Here is a 23,519-nt window from a genome sequence, read left to right as displayed (position 1 = left end):
GGGCCTACTACTTAGCGGCGTCGGCGAGCGCGTTTGCGCCACCGACGATTTCGCTGATTTCCTGGGTGATCTGGGCCTGACGCTCGCGGTTTGCTTCCAGCGTCAGGGCTTTGATGAGGTCGTCGGCGTTGTCGGTGGCCGACTTCATCGCGCGTTGGCGTGAGGCCAACTCCGATGCCGCCGACTCCAGCAGCGCCGCGTACACGCGGGTCGTCAGGTACCGCGGCAGCAGCGCCTCGAACAGCGTCGTCGCATCCGGTTCGAACGAGTACAGCGTGTACGGCCCGGTGTCTTCCTCGACGTACTCCACCACCAGCGGAGCGATCCGGTGGGCCACCGCCGTCTGCGACATCATCGACTTGAACTCCGAATAGACGATGTGCAGTTCGTCAACACCCTGGTCCTCGTCGGAGGGGCTGTCGTCGTCACCCGTGCCCTTCATGAACGTTTCGACCAAGGTCTCGGCAATCTCTGCGGCGTTCTCGGCTTTGGGCTGCTCGGAGAAACCCGTCCAGGACTCGGTGATGTCCCAGTTGCGAAACTTGAAGTAGTTCAGCGCTTTACGGCCCACCGTGTACAGAACCGGCTGCTTTCCCTCCTCCCTTAGCAGGGAGAACAGTTCTTCCGAGCGACGGAAAATGCTGGAGTTGTATGCGCCGCACAGACCACGGTCGGACGACACCACCAGTACGCCGGCCCGCTTCGGTTCGGCCCGCTCCACCAACAGCGGATGGTCCAGAGCAGCCTCGGCGGACAGCGTGGTCAGCATTCTGGTGATCTCGAATGCATAGGGCCGCGCGGATTCCAGCCGAGCCTGCGCCTTACCGATGCGCGATGTAGCGATCAGCTCCTGGGCCTTGGTGATCTTCTTGATCGACCCCGCCGAGCGAATCCGACCGCGAAGTTCGCGAAGTGTGGCAGCCATTGTTAGCTACTTCTTGTCCTTCTTCTTGGAATCCTTGGGCTTTTCCTTCTTGACCTTCACGGATTCCTTGCCGACCTCGTCCTCGTCCATCGCCTCGACATGCTCGTCGGGCACCACCGAGCCGCCGCCGCTGGCGGCGAAGCCCTTCTTGAAGTGCTTGATGATTTCGACCAGCTTTTCTTCGTCTTCCTCAGAAAGCTTCTGGGTCTGACGAATCCCTTCCAGGAACTTCTCTTCGGAGGCCCGCATGTGGTCCAGGATCTCGGATTCGAATCGCTTGACGTCCTCGACCGGCACCGAGTCCAGGTGACCGCCGGTGCCCAAGAAGATCGAAATCACCTGCTCCTCGACGGGCATCGGCTGGAACTGCGGTTGCTTGAGCAACTCCACCAGCCGCTCACCGCGCTCCAGCTGTGCCTTCGACGTGGCATCCAGGTCAGAAGCAAATGCTGCGAAGGCTTCCAGTTCGCGGTACTGGGACAGGTCCAGCCGCAGCGAGCCGGCCACCTCCTTCATTGCCTTGATCTGTGCGGCGCCACCGACCCGGGACACCGACACACCGACGTTGATGGCCGGGCGAACGCCCTGGTTGAACAGGTCGGTTTCCAGGAAGCACTGGCCGTCGGTGATGGAGATGACGTTGGTCGGGATGTAGGCCGAAATGTCGTTGGCCTTGGTCTCGATGATCGGCAGCCCGGTCAGCGAGCCCCCGCCGAGCTCGTCGGACAATTTGGCGCAGCGCTCAAGCAACCGCGAGTGCAGGTAGAAGACGTCGCCCGGGTAGGCCTCGCGGCCGGGCGGACGGCGCAGCAGCAGTGAAATCGCACGGTATGCCTCGGCCTGTTTGGTCAGGTCGTCGAACACGATCAGCACGTGCTTGCCTTCGTACATCCAGTGCTGAGCAATCGCCGAACCCGTATACGGCGCAAGCCATTTGAATCCGGCGGAGTCCGAAGCCGGGGCGGCGACGATCGTGGTGTAGTCCATCGCGCCGCCTTCTTCCAGCGCACGCTTAACCGACGCGATCGTGGTGCCCTTCTGGCCGATGGCCACGTAAACGCAGCGCACCTGCTTCTTCTCGTCGCCGGTTTCCCAGTTCTGCCGCTGGTTGAGAATGGTGTCGACGCAGACGGCGGTCTTGCCCGTCTTACGGTCGCCGATGATCAGCTGACGCTGACCGCGACCGATCGGGGTCATCGCGTCGATCGCCTTGATACCGGTCTGCAGCGGCTCTTTCACGCTTTGCCGCTCGACCACCGACGGTGCCTGCAGCTCCAATGCCCGACGGATATCGGTGTCGATGTCGCCGCCCCCGTCGATCGGCTGGCCGAGTGGGTTGACCACGCGACCGAGGAAGCCGTCGCCCACCGGGACCGAAAGGACTTCGCCGGTGCGCTTGACCTGCTGGCCTTCTTCGATGTTCTCGAAGTCACCGAGGATGACCGCGCCGACGTTGTGCTCGTCGAGGTTGAGGGCGACGCCGAGCACGCCGCCGGGGAATTCGAGCAGCTCCTGGGTCATCACCGACGGCAGACCCTCGACGTGCGCGATACCGTCCCCGGCATCGACGACGCTGCCGACCTCCTCGCGAGCGGTGTCCGAGGTGAAGGAACCTACGTACTCTTCGATCGCGCTCTGAATGTCATCAGCGGAGATTGTCAACTCGGCCATGGCTTTTCGTCTTCCTACTTCGGTGTTTGGTGATGACTAGTTCGGGTGTTTCAGTGAGGCTTAATCCGGCAACTGGGCTTCGGCAGCGGCCAACCGGGACTTGAGCGTGCCGTCGATCACCTCGTCGCCGACCGAGATCAACAGGCCGCCCAGCAGCTCATCGTCGATCTGCAGCTGGACCGCCACGGGATGACCATAGATACGGCTGAGCACATCTGTAACCCGTGTGCGCTGTGCGTCGCTGAGTTCGGCGGCGGCGCTGACCTGGGCCACGACTTCGCCGCGCCGGGCCACCGCGACTTCGGCCAGAAACAGCGCGGCCTCTTCGGCCGGCTCGCCCCTGAGCAGCTCCACAGTGTGCGACAGCAAGGACACGACTACCGGGTTCACCCTGGCACTCGAGCCTTCCAGCACCTTGCGCAGCAAGCCCACCCGACCCTCGGCTGGGCTGGTGTGTTCGCCGAGCAGAATGCCAAGGCGGGGCTGGGCGTCGAGAATGCGCGAAAACCGGAACAACTGGTCTTCGACTTCGTCGACCTTGCCGTCACGTTCGGCGACTTCGAGCAAGGCTTGCCGGGAGACGTGCTCTATTGCGTCAATCAGATCGGAGTTGGCCGACCAACGTTCGGAGACGGCGGCGCGCATCACGTCCAGCGTGGCATCGCCGACCTTGCCGTTCAGCAGCCGCTCGATCAACTTGACTCTGGGCGCCGAATCTTCAGCGGGCACAGTGAGATAGCGCGTGACGACGATTTCGTTGTCCAGCAACTTGGCCACCGATACCAACTCGTCGGCCAGCGCCGACAGACCCTTGGTGTCGAGATCCTTGGCTATGGTGTCGAATCGACCCACCAGGCCGGCCAGCGCACGCCGGCTCGCCGAGCGCATCTTGGCCTGTAGCGGATACTCGACATCTACTGCCTGCGGTGCCATTTCGTCGAGCTCGTCGAGGAACCGATCGACGGTGGCCGACTGCTGCTTGTCGTCGGCGATGTAGTTGCGCACCAATTCACCTGCCTGGCGCACTGATTCATGACCCAACTCGAGTCGGAGCTGCCGGGTCAATTGTGCCCGCAGCAGTTCGACCTGGCGGTCGCCCTGCACCTTGATGCGGTCCGCCTCGACTTCGGACTGCGCGTGCAACTGCTCGGTGATGCGCTCGGCATCGGCCTTGGCCTCCTCGACGAGGCGCTCGGCTTCTTCCTTGGCGGTTTGTACGGCCTTGCTGTGCGCCGTGGTCGATTCGGTGAGCCGCTTGGCGGCGGCGGCCGAATCCTGCAACTGCTGACGCACCGTTTCTTGCCGGGCGGTCATCAGCCGGCGTACCGGTGGCACCACATAACGCCACACCAGCAACACGATGGCCGCGAAGCCCACCAACTGTCCGATGAAAGTCGACATTGTTCAGCTACCTCGTCTACCTCGTCGCAGCTGATTGACTGACGTCGACACCGAGGATCCGGCTGGCCAGCGTGGCCGACATGTTCCCGACGTTGGCGCGCAGATCCATTTCCACGGCGTCCCTCTCCCGCTTCAATTGCTCGCTGGCAATTTGCACTGTCGATGCCACCTGTTGCTCGGCACGGGCGCGCGCGTCGTCGATGACCTTGCGGCCCTCGGTCCGGGCGTTGTCGCGGAACGACCCCGCCTGGACGCGAGCTTCCTTCATGGCTTCTTCGTAGTCGGACTCGGCGGCGGCGAACTGCTCAGCCGACTTCCTGTTGTCGGCGGCCGTCTTGGCGACCATCGCATCGCGTTCCCGCAATACCCTCAGGATCGGCGGCACCACAAAAGTACCGATGACCGCGAGCACCACCAGGAAGATGGCCAGCACGAAGAAAAAGGTGCCGTTGGGTATGAGGAAGTTGCTGTTCTTGCCACCTTCCTCTGCTGCCTGACTCGAGGCCAGAACAATAGAGTTCAGGTCACCCATCGCAGCGAATTACTTGACGGGGGTTGCGAAGACGAACAGCGCCATGAACGCCAGGTTGATGAAGTAGGCCGCCTCGACCAGACCGACGGTGATGAAGAACGGCGTGAACAACCGTCCCTGCGCCTCGGGCTGCCGGGCAACGCCGGAGATCAGCGCGTTACCGGCGACACCGTCACCGATACCGGCGCCGATGGCGCCACCGGCCATGATCAGTCCGCCGCCGATGAGTGCGCCGGCCGCGATTGTGGGATCCATATTCCTTATCCTCCTTGATAACTCCGCTAGCGATTTAGTGGTGGTCCTCTTCGAGCTCCATGGCCTGGCTGAAGTACAGAATCGTCAGCAACGCGAAAATGAATGCCTGGATGGCGCCGACGAACAAGTCGAACGATTTCCAGATCGCATTCGGCAGCCACAAGATATAGGGCGGAAAGAGTGCGATCAGCGCAACCAGGATCCCGCCGGCGAAGATGTTTCCGAAAAGCCGGAGCGACAACGAGATCGGCTTGGCGAGTTCTTCGACGACGTTGATCGGCGCCAGGATGGCCACGTGTCCCTTGAGGACCTTGATCGGGTGACCGATAATGCCGCGGCGCCAGATGCCTGCCGCGTGATAGCAGACGAACACGAACAGGGCCAGCGCCAGCACATAGTTGATGTCGGCCGCCGCCGATGAGAGGACCTCGGTGGTCTTGCCGTCCTTCTCGGTGTACTGCAGCGGCAGCACCGACAGCCAGTTGGAGATCAAGATGAACACGAAGATGGTGACCGCGAGCGGCAGCACGAACGGTGCGATCCGCATACCGATGGCGCCCTCGACCTGGTTGCGCATCTGAATGGTGATCGCCTCGAAGAACAACTGCACGCCACCGGGTACGTCGGTCGAAGTGACCTTGCGGCGCAGATAAAAGGCCAGCGCGATGACGATCAACCCGGCGATCGCGGTCGACAGGATGGTGTCGGTGTTGACAGTCATTCCGAGCCAGGTGGCCGTGTGGTGTTCGCCGACCTCGATCTGGGCGGCCAGGATCGACTCAGTCATCGCTGGTGTTCCTCACTTCCGTCCCTTCCGATTCCGCCGCCGGGTCGCCGCTGCGCAGCTTCTTCCAGACCGGCAGGGCGGTTGATATCACCAGCACCACCTGGAACAGCGCAAGTCCGAAAACGACACCCAACCCGGCGGGCCGGAAAATGAAGGCGATGATCAACCCGATGATGGTGATGATCGCCAGTCGTGACGCCGAGTTCAGGGCCATAGAGCTTTTCATCGGATGCTCTTTGGCGGTGATCGTCTCCACGGAACGCCGGACCATCAGCGCGTTGAGCAAACCCAGCAGCAGCCCGACACCGAAGAACACCCCGACCATGAGGTGCCCGGCGAAGCCGGCGGCCAGCATTGCCACCGCCGTCAGCCCGACACTGATCACAAAGAGGCGTACCGGACGAAAGGCAACAGCGGGAAACACCAACGGCGCGTCCTGCGCTGGTGTCGTCACTGCAGCACCTCAATCCCAGGTCGGTGGAGCGGGAACCGCCCGATCGACTGATCGGTGGCCCGCCGAGCGTATCGCAAGGGTCGCGCTGGAATCACCCAAGGGGTAGCTCCCTGTGTCGGTCGTAATCCGGCGCGTTCGGAAACGGGTCCGACGGGCCGGGTGGCCGGCAACCCGCGAGGTTTATTTCGGGGTTCTAGCTGCACCGTACCATAGCGCCGAGACCACTACTACTCGCTGTCGTAGTTGTCGTCTTCGTAGTCGTCGCCGCGGCGCAGCAGCGGGATCACCGTCGTGATGCCCGCGACGAAAATCGCGCCCAGCATCACCGCGGCGGTGTGGCGCGGGTCGAAGAAGATCGTGCTCGCCGCGCCGAACGCGACGATGCCCACCCAGAGATAGATGATCAGCACCACCCGGCGATGCGAGTGACCGATCTGCAGCAACCGATGATGCAGGTGCATCTTGTCCGGGCTGAACGCGCTGCGCCCGGCGCGGGTGCGCCGCACGATCGCCAGCAACAAGTCCAGCATCGGTACGAACATCACGGCCACCACCAGCAGGAAGGGCGACAGCAGAGCAAACACATCACGGGCGCCGTAGGCGTTCTGCGAGATCGGTCCTGCAGCGGTCGTGGAAGCAGCGGCGAGCATCAAACCGATCAGCATGGAACCGGAATCGCCCATGAAGATCTTGGCCCGGTGGAAGTTGTGCGGCAGAAAGCCCAGACAGGCACCGGCGAGCACCACCGAAATCACCGCTGGCGGGTAATAAAGGACATCGCCGCCGTGGTCACGAAGCAGACCCACCGAGAACATGCAGATGGCCAGCGCCGTAATGAGACCCAGCCCAGCGGCCAGTCCGTCCAGACCGTCGACGAAGTTCATTGCGTTGACGATCGACACGGTCAGCGCAAGGGTGAGCAGGATCGAAGACGCCTGGTCCAGCACGATGGTTCCGACGCCACCGATGGGGATATAGAGGACACTCCATGCGACACCCATGGTGACCAGCACGCTGGCCGCGGTGATCTGACCGGCGAACTTCGTCAGCGCGTCCAGCCCCCACCGGTCGTCGATCAGGCCGATTCCCATGATCACCGCCCCGGCCACGAGTACCGCGGGCATGCCGGTTGAATACACGAAGCCGCGTGTCAGAGCCGGAAGTTGGGAAGCGAGGAAGACGGCCGCGACCACGCCGAGGAACATCGCCAGGCCGCCCATCCGGGGGGTCGGGTTGACGTGTACGTCCCGTTCCCGGGGATAGGCGACGGCCCCCAAGCGGGTTGCCAGGACCCGCACCGGCCCGGTCGCGAAATAGGTGATGATCGCCGCGGTCAGCCCGACCAACGCGAGCTCACGCAACGGAACACCGGCGCTGCGATCAGACAGGGCGAGCAGACCACCGGCAACGCTGGCCACATCGCTGGACACCTCGAGACCCTACTTCACGCGGTCAGAATCGCTGCGTCCACGCCCAGCACTTCGGCGATCCGCTCGGTACTGACCGGCCCGGGTCGCAGCACCCGCGGCGTTGCTCCGGTCAGATCAACGATCGTCGAGGCGGCCTGCTGGGCCGCGGGACCGCCGTCGAGATATACGTCGACGAGATCGCCGAGCTGCCGGCGTGCTTCGTCGACGTCGACCGCGGGCGGTTGGCCGGAGACGTTGGCGCTGGAAACAGCCATGGGCCCCACCTCGCGCAACAGCTCGATGGCCACCGGGTGCAACGGCATTCTCAGCATCACGGTGCCGTAGGCATTGCCGAGATCCCACTGCAGCGACGGCGCCTGCACCACTACCAGGCTCAGCGCACCGGGCCAGAACGCCCGAATCAGGTCGCGCGCGCCGTCGGGCATCGAATAGACCAGGCCCTCGATCGTGTGCCAGGAGCCGACCAGCACCCCGACCGGCATGTCGCGGCCCCGGCCCTTGGCCGCCAACAGCGCGTCCACCGCGATGCTGTCGAAGGCGTCGGCTCCGATGCCGTAGACGGTGTCGGTGGGCATCACCACCAACCGGCCGGCCTTGAGCATCCCCGCGGCGGCCTCGATTCCGCGCGCACGTTGGTCGGGGTCAGCGCAGTCATACATTTCAGCCATATCGGCCGGGCCTCCTTCGGGCCGTCACGAATCTGGGCCGCCCAGCGAGATCGTTGTGTGCCGTTATGTCGTCGAAAAGATCTGTGCTGCTGATGGTTTCGACAGTGCGGCCGGAGGTGGTGTCGTCATGCTCGACGGCGAACAGGCCACCGGGACGCAGCCAGCGCGCGGCGAGTCCGACGATGGCCGGAATCACCGCCATTCCGTCCGGGCCGCCGAATACCGCGTGGGCCGGATCATGCTGTGCGACTTCGGGTTCCAGCGGGGTTTCATCGGGAACATAGGGCGGGTTGGCGACAACCAGATCGACCAGGCCGTCAAGTTCGGGTAGCAGACCACCTGCGGTGACGTCGGCTTGCAGTAGTTCCACTCCGGTGCCCTCGGCGTTGCGGCTCGCGTATTCCAGGGCGGCCTCGGAGTCGTCGACGGCAAGGACTCGCGCGTGCGGGAAGTGAGCGGCCAGCGCAACCGCCAACGCGCCGGATCCAGTGCACAGGTCTACGATCACCGGCTGTACCGAAAGTTGTTGCGCGGTAGCCCATTCGAATATGGCTTCGGTCTCTGGCCGTGGGATGAACACGCCAGGGCCGACGTTCAGCTCCACCGGCCCGAAGGACACCGTCCCGGTCAGATGCTGCAACGGCACCCGGTGCGAGCGCTTTTCGACGATCTCCCGGTAACGCCTGAAGAACTCCTCGTTCGGTGTTTCGATCAGCGGCAACCGGCCGCGTTCGGTACCAGTCAAGTGCGCGGCCAACTGTTCTGCGTCGAAACGTGCGGAGTCGACACCGGCATGCGCGAGAGTTGCTGTCGCAGAGTCGATCGCGTGCCGCAGTTTCGTCATGTCTGCTGTTGCAGCCGGGACTGCTTGTCGGCGGCACCGAGTGCGTCGAACAGCGCATCCAGGTCGCCGTCGAGGACCTGGTCGAGGTTGTGCGCCTTAAAACCAATGCGGTGATCGGTGATCCGATTCTCGGGGAAGTTGTAGGTGCGAATGCGTTCGCTGCGGTCCACCGTGCGGATCTGGCTGGCGCGGTCGGCCGACGCGTCGGCCAGCGCCTGCTCCTCGGCCAGCGACTGCAATCGCGCCGCCAGCACCTGCAGCGCGCGGGTCTTGTTCTGCAGCTGCGATCGCTCGTTTTGGCAGGTGACCACAATCCCAGTGGGCAAGTGGGTAATCCGCACCGCGGAGTCGGTGGTGTTGACACCCTGGCCACCCTTGCCGGACGACCGGTAGACGTCGACGCGCAGATCCGATTCGTCGATCTGCACCTCACCGACCTCTTCGGGCTCGGGATAGACCAGCACCCCGGCAGCCGAAGTATGCACGCGGCCTTGGGATTCCGTGACCGGAACCCGTTGAACCCGGTGCACTCCGCCCTCGAACTTCATCCGCGACCACACCCCGTCGGCGCTATCACCCTTGCTGCCGATGGCCAGCGTCGCGTCCTTGTAACCACCGAGATCCGAGGTGGTTTCGTCCAGCACCGTCACCGTCCAGCCGTGCCGCTCGGCGTATCGGATGTACATTCTGGCCAGGTCGGCGGCGAACAACGCCGATTCCTCGCCCCCCTCACCGGATTTGACTTCCAGCACTATGTCGTCGGCGTCGTGCGGGTCGCGCGGTGCCAGCATGTCGGTGAGCTGGGTGTCCAGTTCGGCCACCCGCGCCTCCAGGTCGGTGACCTCCTCGGCGAACGAGTCGTCGTCGGCGGCCAGTTCCCGCGCGGTTTCAAGATCTTCGCGCGCCGACACCAGCTTGCGGTGGGTGGCGACGATCGGTGCCAATCGGGCGAACCGGCGTCCGGCTTTGCGCGCCTCGTCGGGCTTGCTGTGCAGTTCAGGATCTGCCAGCGCCTGCTCCAGCGCGGCATGTTCGGCAACCAGGACGTCAATGGTCTGCACGGGCTGCGTCATGTCACACCTCCTGCCGCGCTCTTTACCCCAAACACCAACCGACGCCCGGCCTGTGCAACATCGGGCACAGTTCGGGCGTCGGTAAGCAAGCTATTTGTCGGCTTGGCTGGCTTCGGAGGCCTTGTCGGCTCCGACCTTGCGCTTGCCGTACCGCTTCTCGAAGCGCGCGACGCGGCCGCCGCTGTCGAGGATCTTCTGCTTGCCGGTGTAGAACGGGTGGCATTGCGAGCAAACCTCTACCACGATGCGGCCACCCGGCTTCGTGCTGCGAGTCTCGAACGTGTTGCCACACCCACACACCACGGTGGTTTCCTCGTAGGCGGGATGAATCTCAGTCTTCATGTTGTCCTCTTCGATCCTGAAGTCGAGGGTCGATTATGCCAGGTCAGTTACTGTCACCCCAAAACGCCGGGATGGGCTTGGGCATTCCCGGCGGCGGGTTAGTCGTTGTCCATGTTGCCCGGTGTCGTCTTGGACACCTGGACCAGGAACTCGTAGTTGTTCTTCGTCTTGCGCAGCTGCGACATCAGCAGGTCGATGGCCTGGTGGGAGTCGAGCCCGGACAGCACCCGGCGCAGCTTGTGCACGATGCCGAACTCGTCGGGCGACAGCAGCAGCTCGTCCTTGCGGGTGCCGGACGGGTTGACGTCGACCGCGGGGAACACCCGGCGTTCAGAAATCTTGCGGTCCAGCTTGAGTTCGGCGTTGCCGGTGCCCTTGAACTCCTCGAAGATGACCGTGTCACCGGTGGAGCCGGTTTCAACCATCGCGGTGGCGATGATTGTCAGCGACCCGCCTTCCTCGATATTGCGGGCGGCACCCAGGAAACGCTTCGGCGGGTACAGCGCGGTCGAGTCCACACCACCGGACAGAATGCGGCCCGATGCCGGCGACGCGTTGTTGTAGGCGCGGCCCAGCCGGGTGATCGAGTCGAGCAACACCACCACATCCTTGCCCTGCTCCACCAGCCGCTTGGCGCGCTCGATGGCAAGCTCGGCGACCGAGGTGTGGTCTGAGGGCGGCCGGTCGAACGTGGAAGCGATGACCTCGCCCTTGACCGAGCGGGTCATGTCGGTGACCTCTTCAGGCCGCTCGTCGACGAGCACGACCATCAGATGGCATTCCGGGTTGTTGCGGGTGATCGCGTTGGCGATGTCCTGCAGGATCGTGGTCTTACCGGCCTTGGGCGGCGAGACGATGAGGGCACGCTGGCCCTTGCCGATCGGCATGATCAGGTCGATGACGCGAGTGGTCAGACGATCCGGGGTGGTTTCCAGGCGCAGCCGCTGGTTGGGGTAAAGCGGCGTCAACTTGCTGAAATCGGGCCGCTTCTTGGCGTCTTCGATCGACCCGCCATTGATGCTGTCGAGACGCACCAAAGGGTTGAACTTCTGCCGTTGATTGGGCTGTTCGCCTTCCTTGGGCACTCGCACCGCGCCGGTCACCGCATCACCGCGGCGCAAACCGTTCTTGCGCACCATATTCATGGACACGTAGACGTCGTGCGGGCCGGCCAGGTAGCCGGAGGTGCGGACGAAGGCGTAATTGTCCAGGACGTCGAGGATGCCGGCTACTGGCTGAACGACGTCGTCTTCACGCAGTTCGGCCTCGGTGCCTTCGCCGGTGCGTTCACCCCGGCGACGGCGGTCGCGGAAACGGCGTCCCCGCCGGCCCTGGCGTCCCTCACCGTCGTCGTCACCGCCGCGGGATTGCTGTCCCGAACCTTGTTGGTCGCCGCCTTGGTCACCGGAGTCTGTCGAGCGCTCCTCGGACTTGTCGTCGCGTTGCTGGCGGGATTCGGCGCCCTCGGCGCGTGATCCGGCCTCGCGATTGGCCGTACGGCGTTCCCGGCGCGGCGCCTCACCCGACGAATCGTTGCGGCCCTCCTGCTGGGCGGCCTCTTCAGCGGGCTTCTCGGCTTCAGCGGGCTTTTCGGCCTCGGTCGTGGCCTCTTTAGGGGCCTGTTGGGCTGTTTCTTGTGCAGCTTCCTGTGGGGCCGAGTCTTGCTCGCCGGAGTCCTTTGCGGCGTCGGGCGCCGAGGTGCCGTTGGCCTTCCCCCGAATTTCCTGGATCGCGGCGATCAGCTCGTTCTTGCGCATTCCCGACGTACCCTTGACGCCGGCTTGATTAGCCAGGGCCCGAAGTTCGGGCAGCACCATGGTGGACAGTGAGCCGGTCGGTGCGCTGGCCTTTGCCTCTGGATTGGATTTAACATCCGAAGTATCTGAGGTGGCGGAATCCGACTGCTTTTCGGCGTCGGTTCCTTCGCCAGCCGTGATGAGGTCCGTATCAGACACGGATTTCCTTTCTTTCCCCCGCTGATCAGGTCATACGAGGGGTTCGTTGCATTCAGGCACAGTGCCGAGTGCACCCAATGGTCGACTGTGCAACGGTGATCGCCTGGGTCGGCGAAGACGGCGAACCTCGTCCACGAGAAGAATTGGTGTTGTCCTAGCGGCATGGCAGTTGTTTGCAGATGCAGATGCTGCGATTGCTGGACGGCTCCGAGGATAGCCCGCTTCCTGGCCGGAAGCAAGCAAACCCGTCCGCCACGCTGTGGATTAACTGGGAACTGTGACTCCGGGGCTCCAGCGAACTCCGTCGCCGGCGGTCATCGCAGTGATGGTGAATCCATTTGCAGCTCCATAGTGCACCGCTGCTGAGGGTAACTCTGGCTCAGTGGCCAATGCGATTAGCGAAGGACCAGCCCCTGAGAGCGTTGCTGGCACGTTATGACGCCGTAGCAGCCGCAAATATTCCGCCGATGCCGGCATCGCCGGCGCACGCTGGGGCTGATGAAGCAGGTCTTCGGTGGCCGCCATCAGCAGATCGGGCCGTTGCGTGAGCGCGACGACCAGCAATGCGGCGCGGCTGACGTTGAATCGCGCATCCTGGTGACTGACCTGGTCAGGCAACAGCACCCGGGTCTCCGCGGTGGACGACCGCTCCTCGGGTATTGCACAAAACAGGTGGATATCGGGATGGAGTCGCAGCGGCGCCGCGAAGTAGCCGGGCCGTCCCGTACTGAGGTCCGTCCAGGACACCACCGCACCGCCCAGGACAGCAGCCGCGGCGTTGTCGGGATGCCCCTCGAACTCCGACGCTAGCTGGATCAACTGCTCCGGAGTCAGCGGCGTCGAATCCGTTTGCACGACAAGTCCATTGACCGCGGCAAGTCCGCTCACCACAGCCGCCGCTGAGGAGCCCAGACCACGGGAGTGCGGGATGTCGTTGCGGCAGCGCACCACCAGGCCGTCCGCGCTGACGTCAAGCGCCCGCAGGCCGTGCTGGATCGCGCGCACCACCAGGTGATCTGGCCCGAGTGGAACTTGGTCGGCGCCCTCCCCCTCGACCTGCACCTGCAAGCCGGAATCCGTTGTCTCGACCACGATCTCGTCGCAGAGCTGAAGGGCCAGCCCGAGACTGTCGAAACCCGGGCCGAGGTTGGCGCTGGATGCCGAGACGACTGCGCTCGCCACGAGCCCGGCGGGCAGCAACAAGGCCACTACGTGAGCCCGAGCTTCTCGACGACGGCGACCGGGTCGACCGGCAGCGGCGACACCTTGGGCATGTCCTTGAGAGCGGTGTCGGGGTCCTTGAGACCGTTGCCCGTTACCGTGCAGACCACCGTCGATCCGCGCGCCACCCAGCCGTCGTCAACGGCTTTGAGCAAGCCCGCGATGCTGGCCGCCGATGCCGGCTCGACGAAGACGCCTTCGGCCTGGGCCACCAGATGGTAAGCGGCCAGGATCTCTTCGTCGGTAGCGGCCAGGAAGCGGCCCTTGGACTGCTGTTGAGCCTCGACGGCTGAGGTCCACGACGCGGGTGAGCCGATGCGGATCGCGGTGGCGATCGTCTCGGGATGGCTCACCGGTTCGCCGAGCACCAGCGGCGCGGCTCCCGCGGCTTGGGTGCCCAGCATCCGCGGCAGCTTCTCGATCACGCCGTCGCGGTGATACTCGGTGTATCCCTTCCAGTAGGCGGTGATGTTGCCGGCGTTGCCCACCGGAAGGGCGTGTACGTCCGGTGCGGCACCCAATGCGTCGACGATCTCGAACGCGGCGGTTTTCTGCCCTTCGATGCGCACCGGGTTGACGGAGTTCACCAGCGAGATCGTCGGAAAATCGGCGGCCATCTTGCGGGCCAGTTCCAGACAGTCGTCGAAGTTGCCGTCGATCTGAATGATCTTGGCGCCGTGCATGACCGCCTGAGCCAGCTTGCCCATGGCGATCTTGCCCTGCGGAATGAGCACCGCACAGGTAATCCCGGCCCGCGCGGCGTAGGCCGCCGCCGAGGCCGAGGTGTTTCCGGTCGACGCGCACAACACCGCCTGCTGCCCACGGGCCAGCGCATCGGTGACCGCCATCGTCATGCCCCGGTCCTTAAACGAGCCGGTGGGGTTTAGACCCTCCACTTTCAGGTGGATGGTGCAACCGGTCTGCTTGGAGAGCCGGGGGGCCGCGATCAGCGGGGTGCCGCCCTCGAGCAGCGTGACTGGGGTCCAGTCGTCGCCTACCGGCAGCCGGTCTCGGTATGCGGCGATCACACCCGGCCAAGGCTGATGGACGACCGTCCGGGGGACGCTCATAGTCCGGTTCCTTCCAGTCGCAGCACGCTCGTCACCGTCTGCACGGCATCTAGATCCGCAAGCGCTTCAACGGTTTCCGACAGTGCGGCGTCGGTAGCGGTGTGGGTGACCACCACGATCCGGGCACCCACCCGGTGGCCGTCCTCGTCGACCACACCTTCCTGGCGGACCTCGGCGATGCTGACCTCGCGCTTACCGAATTCGGCGGCGACGGCGGACAATACCCCGGGCTTGTCTGCCACGTTCATGCTGACGTAGTAGCGGGTGGAAATGAAACCCATTGGTGCTACCGGCAATTGCGCGTACTTGGATTCACGCGGTCCACGACTCCCTAGAACACGGTTGCGGGCGGCCATCACCAGGTCTCCGGTTACCGCAGATGCGGTGGGCGCGCCGCCGGCGCCCTGGCCATAGAACATCAGCCGCCCGGCGGCTTCGGCTTCGACCACCACGGCGTTGAAGGCGCCGTTGACGGTGGCCAGCGGATGGCTCAGCGGTACCAGGGCCGGGTAGACCCGCGCCGAAACGCGTTGCTGGCCTTCGTCTGTGGTAATCCGCTCGCAGATAGACAGCAGCTTGATCGTACAACCCAATGCGCGGGCCGATTCGAAGTCGGCCGGCGTGATCTTGGTGATGCCCTCCCGGTAGACGTCGTCGGCGGTCACCCGGGTGTGGAAGGCGATCGACGCCAGGATCGCGGCTTTGGCTGCGGCGTCGTAACCTTCGACGTCGGCGGTGGGGTCGGCTTCGGCATAGCCCAGGGCGCTCGCGTCGGCCAGTGCGCTTTTGTAGTCGGCGCCGGTGTTGTCCATTTCCGAAAGGATGTAGTTGGTGGTCCCGTTGACGATTCCGGCCACCCGCCGCACGGTGTCACCGGCCAGCGACTGGGTCAGCGGGCGGATGACCGGGATCGCGCCGGCGACGGCCGCCTCGAAATACAGGTCCACATGTGCATTCTCGGCGGCCTGGGCCAATGCGCCGGTGGAGGTCGAAAGCAAAGCCTTGTTCGCTGTGACGACGGACTTGCCGTGCGCGAGGGCGGCCAGGATCGCCTTGCGCGACGGTTCCACCGGGCCCATAACCTCAACGACGATGTCGACGTCGTCACGCGTGACGAGTTCTTCGATGTTGTCGGTGAGCAGTTCGATCGGCACACCGCGGTCGGCCGCCACGCGGCGCACTCCGACGCCGCGCAGCACCAGCGGGGCGCCGATGCGGCCCGCGAGATCGTCGGCGCTGTCCTCGATGATGCGAACAACTTCGCTGCCGACGTTGCCCAATCCGAGTACCGCTACGCCCACTGGCTTTTCATTACCGGGCACGGGTCACCTCACCTCCAGACTCAGCAGATCGTCAACCGTCTCCCGGCGCAGAACCAGGCGGGCCCTCCCCGCTTTGACGGCGACTACTGCCGGACGGCCAATCATGTTGTAACGGCTCGACAATGAATAGCAGTAGGCGCCGGTCGCGGCGACTGCGACCAGGTCGCCCGGCTGTAGGTCATCGGGCACCCAGGCGTCGCGCACGATGATATCGCCGCTCTCGCAATGCTTTCCGACGACGCGGGCCTGCGTGGCCGGGGCATCGCTGAGCCTCGAGACCAGCCGGACGTCATACTGCGCGTCATAAAGCGCAGTGCGGATGTTGTCGCTCATGCCGCCGTCGACACTGACATAGCGCCGGTTGGCCGTGGCACTGATGTCGACGTCTTTGACGGTGCCGACTTCGTACAGGGTGACGGTGCCGGGGCCGGCGATGGCGCGTCCCGGCTCGACCACCAGCTTGGGCACGGGCAGGCCGACAGCCGTCGATTCGTTGCTCACGATGGCGCTCAACTTGTCCGCCAGTTCGCTGATCGGCGGCGGATCATCGGGCGCCAGGTACGAGATACCCAGTCCGCCGCCGAGGTCGATGGTCGACACCTGCGCGGTCTTTTCCGCGCCGAACTCACCGACGATGTCGCGCAGCAGCCCGATGACCCGGTGTGCGGCGATCTCGAAGCCCGCGACATCGAAGATCTGCGAACCGATGTGGCTGTGCAGGCCGACCAGCCTCAGGTGATCGGCGGCAAAGACCCGGCGCACCGCCGCCATGGCCGCGCCGCTGGCGATCGACAGCCCGAACTTCTGGTCTTCGTGCGCGGTGGAGATGAACTCGTGAGTGTGCGCCTCGACCCCAACGGTGAGGCGCACCAGCACGTCTTGGACTACGCCGGCCTCCCCCGCGATGGCGTCGATGCGCTCGATTTCGAGCATGGAATCGAGCACGACGTGGCCGACGCCGGCTTTTACCGCGGCGTTGAGTTCGGCGACCGATTTGTTGTTGCCGTGCAAGGTGATTCGCTCTGGCGGAAAGTTTGCGTGCAGGGCGACGGCCAGCTCGCCGCCGGTGCACACGTCGAGAGAGAGGCCCTCTTCGTCGATCCAGCGTGCAATTTCGCTGCACAGGAAGGCTTTTGCCGCGTAGTGCACGTTGACTCCGCCACCGAATGCGGCGGCGGTCTCGCGGCAGCGCGCGCGAAAGTCGTCCTCGTCGATCACGAATAGCGGCGTCCCGTATTCGGCGGCCAGATCCGTCAGCTTGCTTCCGGCAATGCAGGCCACCCCGGTCTCGTCACGAACAGCGTTGCGCGGCCAGACATTTGGTGCAAGCCTTAGCAGCTCCTCAGCGGATTGCGGACGTTGCGGGCCGGCGGCGGGGCGGGTGTCTTCGGCGTGCCGGGGACCGGCAGGGTGGACGTTCACATCCGCTCCGGGGCGGTGACGCCGAGTATTGCCAGCCCGTTGGCGATGACCTGACGGGTGGCCTGGCACAGGGCAAGACGCGCGATATGCAGGTCGGTGGGCTGCTCGTCGCCCTGGGGCAGCACTCGGCACGAGTCGTAGAAGCGGTGGTAGTCGCCCGCGAGGTCTTCCAGGTAGCGGCATACCCGATGTGGTTCTCTCAAGGCCGCTGCGGTTTTGAGCACCTTTTGGAAGTCGCCGATGGTGCGCAGCAGGGTGCCCTCTTTGTCGTGGCTGAGCAGCTCGAGGTGGCTGGTGTCGGCGATGAGTCCGAGTTCGGCGGCGTTGCGGGCCAGCGCTGACAGCCGGGCGTGCGCGTATTGCACGTAGTAGACCGGGTTTTCGTTCGACGCCGAGGACCACAACGCCAGGTCGATGTCGATGGGGGTGTCCACCGAGGAGCGGATCAGGCTGTAGCGCGCGGCGTCGACGCCGATGGCCTCGACCAGGTCGTCGAGGGTGATGACGGTGCCGGCCCGTTTGCTCATCCGGACCGGCTGGCCGTCGCGGACCAGGTTGACCATTTGGCCGATCAGCACCTCGACGGTGGCCGGGTCGTCGCCGAACGCGGCGGCGGCCGCCTTGAGCCTGGCGATATAGCCGTGATGGTCGGCGCCCAGCATGTAGATACACAGGTCGAAACCGCGCTCGCGCTTGTCCAGGTAGTAGGCGAGATCACCGGCGATGTAGGCGGGCTTGCCGTCGCTCTTGATCACGACACGATCCTTGTCGTCGCCAAAAGCGCTGCTGCGCAACCAAGTTGCGCCGTCCTTCTCGTAGATGTTGCCGGATTCGCGCAGCCGGGTGATCGCCTGGTCGACCCGGCCGCTGGTGTGCATCGAGTCTTCGTGGGTGTAGACGTCGAAGTCGGTGCCGAAGTCGTGCAACGACTCTTTGATGTGGCTAAACATCAGGTCGACGCCGATTTCGCGGAAGGTCTCGTGCATCTCGGTTTCGGGCAGGTTCAGCGCGTCGGGCGCCTTTTGCAGTACCTGTGCGGCGATATCGGTGATGTAGGTGCCGGCATAACCGTCTTCGGGGGCCGGTTCACCCTTGGCCGCCGCGACCAGCGAGTTGGCGAATCGGTCAATCTGGGCGCCGTGGTCGTTGAAATAGTATTCGCGCACCACGTCGGCGCCCTGGGTGGTGAGCAGGCGGCCCAGCGCATCGCCGACGGCGGCCCAGCGGGTTCCGCCGATGTGGATGGGTCCGGTGGGGTTGGCCGAGACGAATTCCAGGTTGACCTTGTGGCCGGTCATCTGGCGGGAGTTGCCGTAGGTTTGGCCGGCGCCGATGACGTCGTTGACGATCTTGGCCTGCGCCGAGGCTTCCAGTCGCAGGTTGATGAAGCCGGGGCCGGCCACCTCGGCCGACGCGATTCCGTCGGCATTGTTTAGTGCCTCGGCGAGCCATCCGGCCAGCTCACGGGGGTTTGCGCCAACCTTCTTGCCGAGTTGCAGCGCCAGGTTGCTGGCGTAATCGCCGTGCTCGGGGTTGCGGGGGCGTTCGACCGTGACCGTCTGAGGCAACGCGGACACGTCGAAGTCGTGCTCGGCCAGCACCGCAGCGGCGGTGATTTTGAGCAGCTCAGCGAGGTCGGCGGGGGTCACGAGCGTCCATCCTATTGGCTGGGGTGCTCCCGCTTCGAATCCATCGCGGTGGCGGGCAGGTTAGGGTGATGCGCTACTCTGGGCGGGCCCAATGGCGCAGCATCTTTCCAGTGCGCCCCCGTAGCTCAGGGGATAGAGCGTCTGCCTCCGGAGCAGAAGGCCGCAGGTTCGAATCCTGCCGGGGGCACCATCTGACCAGTGCAGATAGAATCCCGTGCAAGTTTCGTGCAACTAACTGGCGTGGCTCCGAACGAATTGGAGCCCCATGCCCACCAGCACCGATATCACGCACGACCACCTCATTGGCTGGAATCACCTGTGCGATGCCCGGATGGCGGCCCTTGATGCCGCGCACGCCCTGCCGCCCAGCTCACAGCGCAACCGCGCGACCGAGCTGGCCGAGAAGATCACCGACACCCTCGGTTTCTGCGGGCGGCCGGCGACGGTCGTCGAGCGTGACCGCCGCGCCGGACAGGCGGTGACGCGATGAGCACCGACACGACCGCGTTCGCTGAGATCGTTGCGGGGTTCAGTGACGACCCAAGCGCCCGCACACTGCGGGTCACCGGCAAAGGCAACGTGACCGCGGTACTTCCGTTGCACCCGTTGCTCGTCGAGGCCGCGAAGAGGATGCCGCAGCGCGGGTGGTGGTTCCCCGGTAACGCACGTCGGCGCGCTCAGCCGATCCTGCCGCGGGGAGTCTCCGACATCATCCGAGACGCTATGGAGCGGGCCGGCATCCCCGGCGGCACCGCCCACCGTCTACGCCACTGGTACGGAACGACACTCGTCAGCAGCGGCGCCGACCTACGGACCACCCAGACCCTGATGCGACACGCCCAACTCAACACCACCGCGATCTACGTCCAGGCCTCCAACCCCAAACACGCCGAGGCGATCGACCGGCTCAAATTGCCGGAGTAAGCGCAACGACAATTGTCGGGAATCCCCTTGAGCGATCCGCTTGATCCCCAAATAGCCCAACTCACCGCGGATGTCTACGCGGTGTACCACGATCTGTGGTTGCGGACGTCCACGGACCCGGAGCCGATGGAGCGCACCCTCGCAGCAGCCGGGTATTTGGCGGAGATGTTGGTCAGGGTGGGACAAGACCGGCGCGAGATTTCGCGGGCCGCGAATGTCGTGACTGCGGCCCGCTAAGGCAGATCAACCTTGGCGTCGACGACCGAACGCAGACGGTCGCTGTCCGCCGAGACCATTTCCGCCTCGATAGTCCATCGTTCCGTAGAAAAGCAGGTCACCGCGTTTTCGACATCGTTGGTAAACGCGAACACCTCGGCGTTGAATTCGTCGTGGCTCAGTGACACTGCTGTGCGACCTCAGGCCTGGGTCTCTCCCAGCAAGAACGCGATCGATGCAAGCTGCTCCCACGCCTCGTGTTCTTCCCCGACGAGAGCGTAGCTTTTGGCGCGTTCACGGAGGTCGTCCAACGACACGCCGAGTTTGCGGAGAATATCGACCCGACGTTCGCGAAGCTGCGTGTCGGATAGGGTTTCTATCTTCGTCATCCGAGTTCTCCCTCCTTCGGTCCGCGTAAGATCACTGCAAGTGTCACATCCCCCAGCTGCGGGGACCTGCATATCGTCCGACTAGTCATGAGTCCATCATCCGGCAGCGACCGACAAATCTGCCATTGATTACCTCTGAACAGGGGTTCTATCGTCGTTGGTCAGGCCCAAATAGGTTGCTGGCGGGCCAAAACTTCACCCCGTGTGTGAAAAATCGCGACGTGTACCCGCCCGACAGATTCCGCGCTTCCGGGGTTAGGTAACCGGGTCTGCTGCACGAATAGGTGACACCTTTGACCTGACCCAATCGCTGCAGCAGACCCTTTCGGTAGCCGTAAGGTGCGGGTTATGAGTCGGGCCGGCAGACCGGTACTGGACACGACGCCAGCAACTTCCCAGCGGATGTCCGCTCAGTCCTCGCAGGACACGAAAATTGAGGTCCAGCTCAGATCGCTCCTACACGGGCGCGGCCTGCGATACCGGGTCCACCAACGGCCACTGAGGGGCCTTCGCCGGGCTGGCGATGTGGTGTTCAGCCGCGCGAAGGTCGCGGTCTTCGTAGATGGCTGCTTCTGGCACGGCTGCCCAACCCACGGGACATGGCCCAAGCGCAACTCTCAGTTCTGGCGCGAGAAGATCGAGGCGAACGTCCGCCGCGACCGTGATACCGATGCAGCACTCAAGCAGGCCGGATGGGTCGCGGTCCGCGTCTGGGAACATGAGGATCCCGCCGAGGCGGCCGATCGCGTGACCGCGCTCGTTCGAGCTCGAGCCCAGCGCACGCCAACCGCGTGTCCTACGGGGTCCCGTTCTGCCCGACAACTACCCTGAGCGCATCTGTCGGCATCCGCTGCTACCACTTGGTCACGACCGCCGTTAAGAGGAGTGGGTGTGAGCAACAACGCCGCAGGACTGTTCGCAGGGATAGGTGGGCTCGAAGTCGGTCTGAGTAAGTCCGGTTGGCAAACCACGCTGTTATGCGAAAACAACCCGGCCGCGCAGGCCGTGCTACGCCGCAGGATGCCAGACATCGAGTTGCACGGAGACGTACGCAAGCTTCGCTCGCTGCCACGGGACGTCGGCCTGGTGGCTGCAGGATTCCCCTGCCAGGACCTCTCCCAGGCCGGCAGGACCCGGGGTATCACCGGTGAGAACTCCGGACTCGTGGGCGAAGTCTTCCGTCTGATCAAACGGAAGAACGGACCCGGCTGGCTGCTGCTTGAAAACGTCCCGTTCATGCTCCAGCTTGACCGCGGTGCCGCGATGCGACACCTGACGAACACCCTTGACGAGTTGGGCTACCGATGGGCCTATCGAGTAGTGGACGCCCGCGCGTTCGGACTGCCTCAGCGTCGCCACCGAGTGCTGATGCTCGCTTCGAGAACCGAAGATCCACGGCCGATTCTGTTCGGGCAAGATGCCGGCGCCCCGGACGAGCCAGACGCCGTCGATTATCCTTGCGGCTTCTATTGGACCGAGGGAGTTCGCGGTTTAGGTTGGGCGGTCGACGCCGTTCCGACCATCAAGGGCGGTTCGACGATCGGAATCGCAAGCCCGCCAGCGGTATGGCTCAAGAGCGGCGAGATCGTCACACCCGGAATCGTTGACGCCGAACGCCTTCAGGGGTTCGAGCCCGATTGGACCGAGCCCGCCTTGGAAATCGCCGGAATCCGCCAGGGACAACGCTGGAAACTGGTAGGCAACGCGGTGAGCACTCGCATGTCGGAATGGATTGGTTCGCGCCTCGGCGCGCCAGCCGACCAGTCTTGGGCCGAGTCGACCCGACTGCGTGGGGGCGAAAAGTGGCCGCGGGCAGCGTGGGGCGACGCGAGCGGAACCTACGAAGTCAATGTCTCGATGTGGCCCGTTCGCGATGCCTACGAACACCTTGAGGGATTTCTCGAAGGAGCTCGTCCGCTATCTGTGCGCGCTACGGCGGGATTCCTTCGGCGCTGCGGGTCGGGCTCGCTCCGGTTCGTTCCCGGCTTCCTGGAAGACGTCGAAGCGCACCTCGCGAGAATTTCGGTGGGCATGGAGGTGGCGTGAGAGGCCCCGAAGTCATTGCGCGGACGATGTCCATCCCGCAGCCGATGGGGGCCAGTGGCGTTGAGTGGCAATATCACTCGCGCAGTGACAGACACTCGAAGGTCGCCTGCTGGGCGGTAATGTTCGACCTCTTGAACACTTCCAGCCTGTTGAGAGAGCACGTGGCCGCAGGCAAGGTGTCACTGGCCATCAACCGGCAGATGAACAATTTCCAGACCGGCCAGCGCAAGAATTTGGACCTCGTCGTCGCGCGAGCGACCGGAGGCGACACGGGAGCCGCCGTCTCGCTCGACGAACTTGCGGCCAGGTACGCCATACAGCTCGATGAGTCCGACCGTTCAGCCCTGAGCGCGCTCCCCGAGAGCCCGATCGGCGCCGCGGGCTCGACGGTGCTCGTCGCGCTGGAAGCAAAAGCGTGCATGACCAAGCATGCTGGGGCGGGCCCGCGCCTGTTCGATGAACTCTCATCGAGCCATTCGACTGTGCACGGAGACAACAACAATGCGCTCGCCGTCGGGTTCGCGATGGTCAACTACGCCGACAGGTTCGCAAGTCCGGTAGGCGCGACCAACAGGAATGGCCCACACACTTACAGTCGGCACAATCAGCCCGCCGCGACAGAGGCGGTTATACGGAAGCTACGCGAGATCAACCGACGCTCGGGGCCTCATTCGGGGCAGGCCGGATTCGACGCTTTCGGCATCATCGTGGTCGAGCTTGAGAACGATGGATCACCCATGCGCATCGTGACCGAGCCGCCCGCGCCCCAACCCGACAACGACTTCTTCTATGACCGGATGATCGTACGGACGGCGCATCTATATGACGCCAACTTCTCACACGTATAGCTAAACCATCGGCCGCGCGGGGTCAAGTCCAGGGACGTGGTGTACGACGTCGTCGTGTGATTCTTCGATGTGATG

General features: G+C 64.3%; 26 protein-coding genes and 1 tRNA gene. 7 read left to right on the top strand and 20 right to left on the bottom strand.

What is annotated here, in order from left to right:
- Positions 1–7: 7 nt before the first annotated feature.
- The 18 genes from BST12_RS12355 to argS form a co-directional block, all read right to left on the bottom strand.
- A complete protein-coding gene (locus BST12_RS12355) occupies positions 8–925 on the bottom strand; it encodes a F0F1 ATP synthase subunit gamma (RefSeq protein ID WP_083113418.1) in 918 nt (305 codons plus the stop codon).
- Positions 926–931: 6 nt separating this feature from the next.
- Positions 932–2,596 carry a F0F1 ATP synthase subunit alpha gene (gene atpA, locus BST12_RS12350; RefSeq protein ID WP_083113417.1) on the bottom strand — a complete coding sequence of 555 codons (1,665 nt, stop codon included), beginning with the start codon at positions 2,594–2,596 and terminating at the stop codon, positions 932–934.
- Between the two features lie 60 nt (positions 2,597–2,656).
- Positions 2,657–3,997, bottom strand: a complete 1,341-nt coding sequence (locus BST12_RS12345) for a F0F1 ATP synthase subunit B/delta (protein WP_083113416.1) — start codon at positions 3,995–3,997, stop codon at positions 2,657–2,659.
- A gap of 16 nt (positions 3,998–4,013) precedes the next feature.
- Positions 4,014–4,529: a F0F1 ATP synthase subunit B gene (locus tag BST12_RS12340; RefSeq protein WP_083113415.1), complete on the bottom strand. Its 516-nt coding sequence runs from the start codon at positions 4,527–4,529 to the stop codon at positions 4,014–4,016.
- 9 nt (positions 4,530–4,538) lie between these two features.
- Positions 4,539–4,784: a F0F1 ATP synthase subunit C gene (locus BST12_RS12335; RefSeq protein WP_003406686.1), complete on the bottom strand. Its 246-nt coding sequence runs from the start codon at positions 4,782–4,784 to the stop codon at positions 4,539–4,541.
- Between the two features lie 34 nt (positions 4,785–4,818).
- Positions 4,819–5,571, bottom strand: a complete 753-nt coding sequence (gene atpB / locus BST12_RS12330; protein ID WP_083113414.1) for a F0F1 ATP synthase subunit A — start codon at positions 5,569–5,571, stop codon at positions 4,819–4,821.
- On the bottom strand, positions 5,564–6,025 hold the full coding sequence (locus tag BST12_RS12325) for an ATP synthase subunit I (RefSeq protein ID WP_083113413.1): 462 nt from the start codon (positions 6,023–6,025) through the stop codon (positions 5,564–5,566). Before BST12_RS12325 ends, atpB begins: the two co-directional genes overlap by 8 nt.
- A gap of 227 nt (positions 6,026–6,252) precedes the next feature.
- Positions 6,253–7,455 (bottom strand): UDP-N-acetylglucosamine--decaprenyl-phosphate N-acetylglucosaminephosphotransferase, encoded by a 1,203-nt coding sequence (gene rfe, locus BST12_RS12320; RefSeq protein WP_083113412.1) that lies wholly within the window; start codon positions 7,453–7,455, stop codon positions 6,253–6,255.
- A 14-nt stretch (positions 7,456–7,469) separates the two neighbouring features.
- Positions 7,470–8,123 (bottom strand): L-threonylcarbamoyladenylate synthase, encoded by a 654-nt coding sequence (locus BST12_RS12315; RefSeq protein ID WP_083113411.1) that lies wholly within the window; start codon positions 8,121–8,123, stop codon positions 7,470–7,472.
- On the bottom strand, positions 8,116–8,967 hold the full coding sequence (gene prmC, locus BST12_RS12310; RefSeq protein WP_083113410.1) for a peptide chain release factor N(5)-glutamine methyltransferase: 852 nt from the start codon (positions 8,965–8,967) through the stop codon (positions 8,116–8,118). The genes BST12_RS12315 and prmC overlap by 8 nt, the downstream gene beginning before the upstream one ends.
- Complete coding sequence (gene prfA / locus BST12_RS12305; RefSeq protein ID WP_083113409.1) at positions 8,964–10,040, bottom strand: peptide chain release factor 1; 1,077 nt, start codon at positions 10,038–10,040, stop codon at positions 8,964–8,966. The genes prmC and prfA overlap by 4 nt, the downstream gene beginning before the upstream one ends.
- Positions 10,041–10,130: 90 nt before the next feature.
- On the bottom strand, positions 10,131–10,382 hold the full coding sequence (rpmE, locus tag BST12_RS12300) for a 50S ribosomal protein L31 (RefSeq protein ID WP_083113408.1): 252 nt from the start codon (positions 10,380–10,382) through the stop codon (positions 10,131–10,133).
- A gap of 98 nt (positions 10,383–10,480) precedes the next feature.
- Positions 10,481–12,337: a transcription termination factor Rho gene (gene rho / locus BST12_RS12295; protein ID WP_083113407.1), complete on the bottom strand. Its 1,857-nt coding sequence runs from the start codon at positions 12,335–12,337 to the stop codon at positions 10,481–10,483.
- Positions 12,338–12,601: 264 nt separating this feature from the next.
- Positions 12,602–13,537, bottom strand: a complete 936-nt coding sequence (thrB, locus tag BST12_RS12285) for a homoserine kinase (protein ID WP_083113485.1) — start codon at positions 13,535–13,537, stop codon at positions 12,602–12,604.
- 8 nt (positions 13,538–13,545) lie between these two features.
- A complete protein-coding gene (thrC, locus tag BST12_RS12280; protein ID WP_083113406.1) occupies positions 13,546–14,628 on the bottom strand; it encodes a threonine synthase in 1,083 nt (360 codons plus the stop codon).
- Positions 14,625–15,950 carry a homoserine dehydrogenase gene (locus tag BST12_RS12275; RefSeq protein ID WP_083113405.1) on the bottom strand — a complete coding sequence of 442 codons (1,326 nt, stop codon included), beginning with the start codon at positions 15,948–15,950 and terminating at the stop codon, positions 14,625–14,627. The genes thrC and BST12_RS12275 overlap by 4 nt, the downstream gene beginning before the upstream one ends.
- A 3-nt stretch (positions 15,951–15,953) precedes the next feature.
- Positions 15,954–17,372, bottom strand: coding sequence for a diaminopimelate decarboxylase (gene lysA / locus BST12_RS12270; protein ID WP_083113404.1), 1,419 nt, complete (start codon positions 17,370–17,372; stop codon positions 15,954–15,956).
- Positions 17,369–19,021, bottom strand: a complete 1,653-nt coding sequence (argS, locus tag BST12_RS12265; protein WP_083113403.1) for an arginine--tRNA ligase — start codon at positions 19,019–19,021, stop codon at positions 17,369–17,371. The genes lysA and argS overlap by 4 nt, the downstream gene beginning before the upstream one ends.
- Positions 19,022–19,135: 114 nt before the next feature.
- Between argS and BST12_RS12260 the strand changes: the two genes are divergently transcribed.
- From BST12_RS12260 to BST12_RS12245, 4 genes are all read left to right on the top strand, one after another.
- Positions 19,136–19,211 (top strand) — tRNA-Arg (locus BST12_RS12260).
- A 75-nt stretch (positions 19,212–19,286) separates the two neighbouring features.
- Positions 19,287–19,511, top strand: coding sequence for a hypothetical protein (locus BST12_RS12255; RefSeq protein ID WP_083113402.1), 225 nt, complete (start codon positions 19,287–19,289; stop codon positions 19,509–19,511).
- The gene (locus BST12_RS12250) at positions 19,508–19,945 is read left to right on the top strand and encodes a tyrosine-type recombinase/integrase (RefSeq protein WP_083113401.1); all 438 of its coding nucleotides are present in this window, start codon (positions 19,508–19,510) and stop codon (positions 19,943–19,945) included. Before BST12_RS12255 ends, BST12_RS12250 begins: the two co-directional genes overlap by 4 nt.
- 27 nt (positions 19,946–19,972) lie before the next feature.
- Complete coding sequence (locus BST12_RS12245; RefSeq protein WP_139801638.1) at positions 19,973–20,182, top strand: hypothetical protein; 210 nt, start codon at positions 19,973–19,975, stop codon at positions 20,180–20,182.
- Here BST12_RS12245 and BST12_RS31980 read toward each other — a convergent pair.
- Together BST12_RS31980 and BST12_RS12240 are read right to left on the bottom strand one after the other, a co-directional pair.
- The gene (locus BST12_RS31980; protein WP_170062109.1) at positions 20,179–20,349 is read right to left on the bottom strand and encodes a hypothetical protein; all 171 of its coding nucleotides are present in this window, start codon (positions 20,347–20,349) and stop codon (positions 20,179–20,181) included. The two genes, BST12_RS12245 and BST12_RS31980, sit on opposite strands and share 4 nt — an antisense overlap.
- A 12-nt stretch (positions 20,350–20,361) precedes the next feature.
- The gene (locus BST12_RS12240; protein ID WP_083113399.1) at positions 20,362–20,550 is read right to left on the bottom strand and encodes a hypothetical protein; all 189 of its coding nucleotides are present in this window, start codon (positions 20,548–20,550) and stop codon (positions 20,362–20,364) included.
- Positions 20,551–20,898: 348 nt separating this feature from the next.
- Between BST12_RS12240 and BST12_RS12235 the strand changes: the two genes are divergently transcribed.
- Genes BST12_RS12235 through BST12_RS12225 form a run of 3 tightly spaced genes read left to right on the top strand, consistent with a single transcriptional unit; the run spans position 20,899 to position 23,444 of the window.
- Positions 20,899–21,381, top strand: coding sequence for a very short patch repair endonuclease (locus BST12_RS12235; protein ID WP_083113398.1), 483 nt, complete (start codon positions 20,899–20,901; stop codon positions 21,379–21,381).
- Positions 21,382–21,435: 54 nt separating this feature from the next.
- A complete protein-coding gene (locus BST12_RS12230; protein ID WP_372511107.1) occupies positions 21,436–22,596 on the top strand; it encodes a DNA cytosine methyltransferase in 1,161 nt (386 codons plus the stop codon).
- Positions 22,593–23,444, top strand: coding sequence for a hypothetical protein (locus BST12_RS12225; RefSeq protein WP_083113397.1), 852 nt, complete (start codon positions 22,593–22,595; stop codon positions 23,442–23,444). Before BST12_RS12230 ends, BST12_RS12225 begins: the two co-directional genes overlap by 4 nt.
- Positions 23,445–23,519: the final 75 nt, after the last annotated feature.

The organism is Mycobacterium angelicum, from assembly GCF_002086155.1.
In the GTDB taxonomy this organism is placed as follows: Bacteria; Actinomycetota; Actinomycetes; order Mycobacteriales; family Mycobacteriaceae; genus Mycobacterium; species Mycobacterium angelicum.
This window is presented reverse-complemented; position numbering and strand designations above follow the sequence as displayed.